5 protein-coding genes are annotated in these 4,112 nt (G+C 41.1%); all 5 read right to left on the bottom strand.

What is annotated here, in order from left to right; translation table 11 throughout:
* Positions 1-879: ATP synthase F1 subunit gamma (atpG, locus tag VIM88_RS03760; protein WP_331861547.1), on the bottom strand; the 879-nt coding region annotated here is incomplete at its 3' end.
* Positions 880-891: 12 nt separating this feature from the next.
* Positions 892-2,406, bottom strand: coding sequence for a F0F1 ATP synthase subunit alpha (atpA, locus tag VIM88_RS03755; protein WP_331861546.1), 1,515 nt, complete (start codon positions 2,404-2,406; stop codon positions 892-894).
* 23 nt (positions 2,407-2,429) lie between these two features.
* Positions 2,430-2,954: a F0F1 ATP synthase subunit delta gene (locus VIM88_RS03750; protein WP_331861545.1), complete on the bottom strand. Its 525-nt coding sequence runs from the start codon at positions 2,952-2,954 to the stop codon at positions 2,430-2,432.
* A 1-nt stretch (position 2,955) separates the two neighbouring features.
* The gene (locus tag VIM88_RS03745; protein WP_331861544.1) at positions 2,956-3,501 is read right to left on the bottom strand and encodes a F0F1 ATP synthase subunit B; all 546 of its coding nucleotides are present in this window, start codon (positions 3,499-3,501) and stop codon (positions 2,956-2,958) included.
* Positions 3,502-3,513: 12 nt separating this feature from the next.
* Positions 3,514-3,936: a F0F1 ATP synthase subunit B' gene (locus tag VIM88_RS03740; RefSeq protein WP_331861543.1), complete on the bottom strand. Its 423-nt coding sequence runs from the start codon at positions 3,934-3,936 to the stop codon at positions 3,514-3,516.
* Positions 3,937-4,112 lie beyond the last annotated feature (176 nt).

Here is a 4,112-nt window from a genome sequence, read left to right as displayed (position 1 = left end):
TGATTCCACACCACTGATGATCTCTATGAGCTCAGTAGTAATGGCTTCTTGTCTTGCTTTGTTATACTTTACAGTAAGCTCTTTAACCATCTGTTTTGCATTGCTTGTTGCTGCATCCATCGCCTGCATACGTGCAGAGTGTTCTGCCGCCAATGAATCGATCAGTGAGTAATACATGGTATACTCGACATAACGCTTCACCAACGCATCAAGAAGTGTGTCGTCATCATCCGGTTCTACTTCAAGTTCTGAAGTTGAAATGGCATTAAGCTCCAGCTTTGATGTGTCGACGGGTAAAACCTGCTCTTCCCTGATCTCTTGGGTGATCATGTTCACATAACCATTGTGTACCAAAATAATCTTGTCGGTTTCACCTTTGACATACGACTCAGCCACGTCAGAGATGAACTCTGCAGCCTGCTGAAAATCCGGTGCTGCTGAAAGTCCGGTGATCTCAGTATTTAACTCAACATTGTTGAATTTAAAATAATCAATACCTTTTCTTCCGACTGCTCTAAGACGCACTTTCACATTATCGGCTTTATATTCCGCAACCAGCTTGTTGACCCTTTTGATCGTCTGTGCATTAAAACCGCCACAAAGACCTTTGTCTGCTGTGATGAATACGATATCAACCATTTTAGGATTTTGTACATCCTTAAAATAGGCATTGTCGACACCATCTACGTTCGCCTGCTGCATTTTTTGAGCGATCTCGTTGAGGAGTTCGGTCAATTTGGCAGCGTAGACTCTAGATCTTTTTGCAAGTTCTTCTGTTCTTTTCAATTTTGCAGAAGAGACAAGTTTCATGGCGTTAGTGGTCTTTTGTGTGTTCTTGACACTTCCTATCTTACGCTTTATCTCTTTTAAATTAGCCATAATAAGCCTTTCTTATCCAGCGAATGAAGCTTTGAAATCTTCGATAGCTTTACGTAATTCCCCATCGGTATCATCAGAGATCTTTTTCTCACTTCTGATAGCATCAAGAATGTTAGAATATTTTGCTTCCATGAATGGCATAAGGTCTGCTTCAAATTTCGTTACTGAAGCTACTGGAATATCATCCAGGTATCCGTTCGCACCGGCAAAGATGATCACAACCTGCTTTTCAATAGGAACTGGCGCATATGGTCCTTGCTTGAGTACCTCTACCATTCTCTGTCCACGCTCAAGTTGACCTCTTGTATGGTCATCAAGGTCAGATGCGAACTGGGCAAATGCCTGAAGCTCTCTAAATGAAGCAAGGTCAAGTCTCAATGTACCGGATACTTGTTTCGTTGCTTTGATCTGCGCAGCACCACCAACTCTGGATACGGAAAGACCTACGTTGATCGCCGGTCTGATACCCGAGTTGAACAGGTCCGTCTCAAGGAAGATCTGACCATCTGTAATAGAGATCACGTTGGTCGGAATATAGGCCGCAACGTCACCTGCCTGTGTCTCAATGATCGGGAATGCTGTAATAGAACCTGCACCATTCTCATCAGAAAGTTTCGCAGCTCTCTCAAGTAGTCTTGAGTGAAGATAGAAAACGTCACCAGGGTATGCCTCTCTACCCGGAGGTCTTCTAAGGATCAATGACATCTCTCTGTAGGCAACCGCATGCTTTGAAAGGTCATCATAGAAGATCACTGCATGTCTACCATTGTCTCTGAAGTACTCAGCCATAGTGACACCCGCATATGGTGCTAGGAACTGAAGTGCTGCAGATTCTGATGCACCTGCCGTTACAATGATCGTGTAATCCATTGCACCATGCTCTTCAAGTTTCTTCACCGTAGCAGCGACTGTTGATTGCTTTTGACCGATCGCCACATAGATACATACGACATCTTGACCTTTTTGGTTGATGATCGTATCGATAGCCAATGTGGTTTTACCCGTTTGTCTATCACCGATGATAAGCTCTCTTTGCCCTCTACCTACCGGTACAAGTGCATCAATGGCTTTGATACCTGTTTGTAGTGGTTCATGCACTGATTTTCTCGCCATGATCCCCGGTGCTTTTTCTTCAATGAATCTATGCTCAGCAGCATCGATCGCACCTTTACCATCAACCGGTTCACCTAGTGGGTTCACTACTCTACCCATAAATGAATCACCTACTGGTGTTTTCAGAAGGTCTCCCGCTCTTTTTACGCTCATTCCTTCTTTGATACCTGCACTTGAACCAAGAACAACCACACCGACATTCGCCTCTTCAAGGTTTAATACAAGTCCTTTGGCACCATTGTCGAACTCAACCACTTCACCGGCCATAACATTGTTAAGACCATATACGGTTGAAATACCGTCTGCGATACCTACTACTTTTCCTACTTCATTGATGTCAACATCAATTTCAAAATTCTCAATTCTTTCTTTGATGATCGAACTTATCTCATCTGCTTGCAATTTAACTGCCACTGATACTCCTTTCTGTTAGATAACTATAAAGATTTCTGAATGAAATCAATTAATTGTTCTTTAACTCTCTGCTTAGAGAAGTTTACCTCTATACCCAAATCATCGACTGAAACACGCAACCCTTCAAGATCACTTTTTTCCTGTCTTAATTTAATTGTTGAACCTGTATACTTTTTAAGTGTCTCTTCAAGATCGTTCAATGCTGCTTCATCCAGTGTGGATGCACTTCTCAATACACCTTCATACTGGTTCGAAGCTCTTTGCTGATCCCTGTTGAGTACTTTTGTGACCGCAGGGATCAGGTCAAGTCTTTTATTCTCACCTAATATCTTGATAAAGTTCACTAATGTGGCGTTATCATTACCAAGCGCTGATAAGACCATTGCTGTCTTGTCCTCATTGGAGATGATCGGCGATCTCAATGCAGTCTGGATCTCAGGACTGCTGACCGCTTCACTTAGTACATTCAAGACCTCGAGAACAGCCGGAAGGTCTTTCGATACAGACGAAAGTGCCTGTGCATATCTTTTAGCAATCAATTCTTCCATCTTATGCCACCTTCCTAGAAATAATTTCAACCACTTTCGATTCATCAAGCATGATATCCTCATTGGTGATATTTTCGCTCAAGATCTCCTCTATCGTTTCTCTTGCAGCTTTTCTTTCTTCAAATGCCATCTTGTCTTGAAGTTGCTTATCCATCAATGCCAGTTCATTTTGGTTGGCAGCAGCGACTTTTCCCGCTAGCAAAATTGCTTCTTCTTTTGCATCGGCAATGATCTGTGCTGCTTTCTGTTCACTTTTTTCCAAACGGTTCTGCGCTTCTTTTTTCTCATCTTTCGCGGCTTGAAGTCTTTCTTCTATCTCGCTCAATTGTGCTGCTATTCCTTCACTTCTTCCCTTAAAAAAGTTTTTGATCGGATTAGCCAGCAGATAATAAAGCAATGATGCAAAGATAACAAAGTTCACCACTCTTGGCAAAAAGTCTGTCTCTCTACCTGTTTGTGCAAAATAACGGCTGGATTCTGCATCGGCACCACTCGCTAAAAGAACAGCAGGTAGCATAAGCAAAGACAACCATACAGTTTTTTTCATATTCGTCCCTTCCTATAATTTGCTAAATTTAGCTTTGAGGCTCTCTTTAAAAAGAGGCATTTGAGAAAGAAGAGCGTTTTTAAGGTTCTCTTTGTCAGAGTTAAGCTTTTCTACAAACTTGTTATACTCAGTTTCTAATTCATTTTGTTTGGTCTCAATTTTAGCGGCAGCCAATGTTTTCTCGTCATCGATCGCTTTCTGTTTGATACCCGCAGCTTCATTTTTAGCATTGCTAATAATTTCATCCGCCTTCGCATTTAGCTCGTCACTGTTGCCACTTATCCCTTTTGCAGCTTCTAAATCTTTTGCTAAAGAATTGTCTCTGTCATCCATAAATTTCACTAATGGCTGAAATAGCATATTATTTAAAAGAACAAGCAGGGTTAGAAACAAAGCTAGAACGAACAACATCAATGGTAAATGTATGTCAAGCATTAAAACTCCTCATGTAATTTCGCGCTAGTTTACCATTTTTGTCATGAGGATATGATTAAAATTTTCGGGTATTTTAAATATAAAGGTGAATTGTAGATTTTCTTTGAATATTGTTTCAAAAAGTATTATTTTTTCCTATTCGGTGTATGAAGCTGTGCCAAAAATGCTTCTACTTC

Origin of the sequence: Sulfurovum sp., assembly GCF_036568385.1 — a bacterium.
Lineage (GTDB): Bacteria > Campylobacterota > Campylobacteria > Campylobacterales > Sulfurovaceae > Sulfurovum.
This window is presented reverse-complemented; position numbering and strand designations above follow the sequence as displayed.